Raw genomic sequence first — 4,501 nt, forward strand, 5'->3', positions numbered from 1 at the left:
GAAGCGAAGCTTCGTCGCGTCAGCGACAACGCGGCATGCACGTTGCGCTGGGCATCAGCACCGGGATGCCAGGACCACACGATTTCGCCGTGCGTATCGGTGTTGTTCGTCGCGCGAGTGATCACGCTGCAACCCGACACGCCCACCGCATCCCACCTCCACGTTCGTGACGACCGCGATACGCCCCTCCAAGTGAGGCGGGATGCGCATCGATAGCATGATTTCCGAAAAAACGAAATAGAAAAATTGCCGAGCCGAAAGCGGGCGAGAGCGATCCGATTGAAAGGGTTTGGGAAATTAGTTTTTCGGTGCCGGAGGTCGACCATCGTCGCTATCTGGTGAACTGCAGACCTGATCGAGGCTCGGTCCGCGAAGGGACCCACACCGGACCTCAGCAAGGCGCACGCATAAAATGTAGATCCTTATTTTATCTTCCGTTAATTGAAATGTAATACTCGGAGGAAGTAGAGACCATCAATCGAAATGCCGGCTCAACTTGATGTCGTCGATCCCCAACTGTATGGGCTATTTCGTATGAGTTTTCAGGCCGTGGCTCCCGTGCCGGGGCGAAGGTCCTCCGGCGCACGTAGATGGATTGTGGGTCTCGCTGCTGCTGCCGGAATGATCTTCGTGGCTGTGATTATCGCAGCATTCGTCGCCCGATCAGAGCGCTACGAAGTGATCCAGACATTCGCCGCTGTGGGCCGCGGCGCGAAAACGCCAATAGGGCTAACAGTCGACAAGGGTGGCAATCTCTATGGAACGGCCTGGGACGGCGGGCCTGGACACTGGGGCACCATCTTTCAGCTCATTCCGCCTTCGTTCTTCGGATCGCGTTGGGAGATGCGCGTACTGTCGAATGTTGACGGCACGACGATTGGGACTGGACCGATCTGGAGCATGATTGGGCAGGATGGCGACCTTTACGGTGTAACGAGCGACGGCGAAACCTTGTACAAACTCAGGTTCGGCGAACGCGGCTGGGGCGAGCCGATCCCTCTCTATCGCTTCACAGAGCGTCTTTCGCCGCTTGGGACTGCGCGTCCCGAGCTCATCCCCGATGCATCCGGATCGCTCTATGGCACGGCAACAGGTCAGGGCGGAGCGGATGCTGGCATCGTCTTCAAGCTGAGCCCTAGCCAGGGTGGATGGACGATGACGGTCCTCCATCGTTTTGGCGGTGACGACGACGGGGCCTATCCGAACGGTGGCCTCGCGATAGACCGAACAGGCGCACTTTACGGCACGACGAGCGGCGGCGGTAAAGATGGAATTGGCACCGTGTTCAAAATCACTCCCACGGATCACAGATGGGAGGAAGCGGTGATCCATACATTTCGGCAGCTGGACGGTTCAAACTGCCTTGGTGGATGTCTGCCAATGGCGGGGCTGACCTTGGGCACTGACGGAACGCTTTATGGTACGACAGGCGGCGGCGGAAAATTTGGCGGAGGCGTCGTCTTTTCGCTGGTGCCATCTGCTGGCGGCGGATGGTCCGAACAGGTGCTCTATCATTTCAAGCGCGAAGTTGGCGAAGGGCAGGTCCCCAACAGCCGGCTCGTTCTCGGGGAATCCGGCGCACTTTATGGGACGACCAAATCCGGGGGCGACAAGCCCGACACGAATGGCTTCGGTACGGTCTTCAAATTGGTTCCTGCGGCGACGGGCTGGCGCGAGCTCGTGCTGCATTGTTTTACGGGAGCCGCCGATGGTGGAAGGCCCTCGGGGACATTGATACGCGATGCTTCCGGAAACCTGTTCGGCACGACCGAAGGTACCGCACGGAGCGGCGTGTCCACCGACGGCACGGTATTTAAAATCGCTGCTGGAGGTGTGTTCGGAGGTTAAAACAAGGCTGGCCCGATCGCGAAGTTCGAGTTGGCTCCGAAATGGTCTGCTGATCGCGACAAACCGGAAGTGACAGGCGCTCGTTAAACCGGCGCTCTTGACCCGCAGCAGACGTCGGGTGTTCTGGAGTTTTCGAAGTATCAACTACCGAGGTTGGTAAGCAACGACCAGAGCAATGCTAAGCCTCTCGTGATCTTTGACGCGGTTGGCCAAAATCTCCCCAGCCACAACAGGATTTGGTAAAGCGCCAGAAGGGATACGAACCACAGGACCGCTGCACAAAAGTAAAGCCAATTGGGCACGGGCGCGGTCGATATGAATACGCACAGGATGGGCCAGCCGATCAGCCACGTCACTACCGTTATCAGGCCATATACGTAACTCGCGGGCGGCCGCGCCACGAGCCCCGACCGGCGTACTTCGGGAACTTGCCATGATGGCCTAATCGTTCTGATGCTCTCCTTTGGGTGGGCTGCCAAATCGATTTCAACATTGGTCCGCATCGCTTTGCGGAGAAGAGCCCAAAAGGCGAGAGCGGCAATCGGATAAAAGGGAATAAGCACCGTCGAACCGATCATGACGCCAGGCTGCACATTGAAGAAAATTGGCATCAGCTCAAACGGCATAATCAGCCCGAAGCTCGCACCGATTCCCCCAACAACCGCAACCAATTCCTTGAGCAAGGAGGGTCCGGGCGTCGTACCGAGAAACATTGCAGCGACGAGGCACGCGAAGGCGGAAGCAACGAAGACGACCTCTGTCACATGTATCGTGTGAACCGGCCAAACATGCGGCTGGCTTCCGGAGGCAAACACAAACATCATTGCTAGCGTCCGTGCGAATGCAGCGCGTGCCAAAGGAGAGCGAAAAATACTTAAGATTTTGTCGCTTAGCTACGCCTACTTTCACCCTAGATGATCGGGCCAAGGCCCGTGATAGCCGCTTCTGGCCCAAAAGCGGTTTCCTCAACACGCGATGCACAATGCTGGGGAGCTTGAGTGCCAGACGTGGTGACTGAGAGGGGGCGCTCACAAGGTTGCAATGGCTCGTTTCGTGCCCACCTAACGTCGGTCGAGACGACGGGGGACTCGAATGCCATTCGTCAAACATCGCGGCCAGCGAATTCATTACACCGTGGACGGCGATGGACCTTTGATCGTGCTGCAGCACGGCCTTCTCATGAGCGGCCAAAGTTGGAAACGTGGCGGGATTGTCGATGCGCTCGCAGATCGATACCGCGTTGCCTGTGTGGACTCGCTCGGCCATGGAGAGAGCGACAAGCCGTACGAGCCGGCCCTCTATCACCAGAACCAACGCGCCGGCGACATTGTCGCCGTGCTTGACGACCTTGGCTGCGAGCGCGCCCACTTGGTCGGGCACTCGATGGGTGCTTGGTTGGCTGTCGGCGTGGCCAAATATTATCCGGAACGCTTGTCTTCACTGGTGTTGGGTGGCTGGGATTTCGTGAACGGTCTTCCTCCGACCAGCAGAGGGCCACTCACCTTCGATGCTTTTATGAAGTTTGCCGGGCGCGTTGCACCTGAGTTGGTTCAGTGGGTTACGCCGGCATGCGAGCCCGGCGTGCGCGCGTGTTTTGAAGCGCTCGGCCAACTCGATGGTGCGCGCCAAGCCGTAGTGGGCGCGGGTGCCCCGGTGCTGATCTGGGAGGGGCGAGATGATCCCGCTCACGATCAGCGGAAGACGCTTGCTGAGGCCGCAGGACTAGCGTTTCTTTCAACGGCCGGCGATCACCTGGGCATGCTGCTTGTCCACGGCGCCGAGGCTGCGAAAAATATACGAGCATTCGCGGCGCGCTACAGTCCGTAGGGGCGGATGAGCGAAGTATGATACGTCTTGCGATTGTAAATGGCGGATGACGCTAGCGCCAATCCGACAGACGTGCTGTTAAGTTGCAACAACTCGCCTCCAGGATGCATCAACGCAAACATATCGCTTGATGTTGCGTGCCCGGCGTGGTAACTACATGCCATGAGCAGATCGTTGCGCATCGTCAACATCAACCACATGACCGGCTTCGGCTGGGCCGTGGAGGGAGTCGTGCGCTAGGAGTTTGACGACACGATCTTCCACCAGGCCCCGCCGGCATCGGACGGGGCCTTTTATTTGGCCACGCTCCCTGCCGGCACAACAGCAGGAGCAACCGATGCCACCTCACCAAGCTGATCTCGATGCCGAGACCTTGCGCGATTCAGCGGGGTTCGACGTCGACCTCGCGCCGTCGAAAGCCGCCACGGGCGAGGCTTTGGCGGCGGCGCCTTCCGATACGGCGATCGCGGCGCTGAGAGACACGTCGTCGGAAAAGAGCGCCGCGGGGCCACCCAGCGCACCGGCGTGGAGCGTCCTCAGCCTGCTCGCGCGATACTGGCGTGCGTTTTACGACCGCCGCCGACGCGAGAGGTTGCGAGCGACCCTGTACGGCCTGAGTGAGAGGGAGTTGATGGATATCGGGCTGACACCCGGCGACATCAACTACATCGTTGCTTACAGGGCTTTCGAGAAGCGGAGGGACGGCGCGACCGATCCATGGTTGTCGCGGGGTTTGATGTAGTCCGCAGGGCGGATCAGCTCGTAGTCGACGTCCTGTGGTCGACGCGGGTCCGAGGTTCGGCTTTTTGCATCAAGCCTCGCGACC

The 4,501-nt window shown here is 59.2% G+C and carries 4 protein-coding genes; 3 read left to right on the top strand and 1 reads right to left on the bottom strand.

Going from position 1 to position 4,501, the window contains the following annotated elements:
- Window positions 1–630 precede the first annotated feature (630 nt).
- Window positions 631–1,848: a choice-of-anchor tandem repeat GloVer-containing protein gene (locus BRAS3843_RS27285; RefSeq protein ID WP_139024988.1), complete on the top strand. Its 1,218-nt coding sequence runs from the start codon at window positions 631–633 to the stop codon at window positions 1,846–1,848.
- A gap of 140 nt (window positions 1,849–1,988) precedes the next feature.
- On the opposite strand, the gene BRAS3843_RS27290 is transcribed toward BRAS3843_RS27285, so the two are convergent.
- Window positions 1,989–2,672: a hypothetical protein gene (locus BRAS3843_RS27290; RefSeq protein WP_008972357.1), complete on the bottom strand. Its 684-nt coding sequence runs from the start codon at window positions 2,670–2,672 to the stop codon at window positions 1,989–1,991.
- 268 nt (window positions 2,673–2,940) lie between these two features.
- Between BRAS3843_RS27290 and BRAS3843_RS27295 the strand changes: the two genes are divergently transcribed.
- A complete protein-coding gene (locus BRAS3843_RS27295) occupies window positions 2,941–3,675 on the top strand; it encodes an alpha/beta hydrolase (RefSeq protein WP_008972358.1) in 735 nt (244 codons plus the stop codon).
- A gap of 337 nt (window positions 3,676–4,012) precedes the next feature.
- Window positions 4,013–4,417: a DUF1127 domain-containing protein gene (locus BRAS3843_RS27300; protein ID WP_008972360.1), complete on the top strand. Its 405-nt coding sequence runs from the start codon at window positions 4,013–4,015 to the stop codon at window positions 4,415–4,417.
- Window positions 4,418–4,501 lie beyond the last annotated feature (84 nt).

It is taken from the genome of Bradyrhizobium sp. STM 3843, from assembly GCF_000239815.1.
In the GTDB taxonomy this organism is placed as follows: Bacteria; Pseudomonadota; Alphaproteobacteria; order Rhizobiales; family Xanthobacteraceae; genus Bradyrhizobium.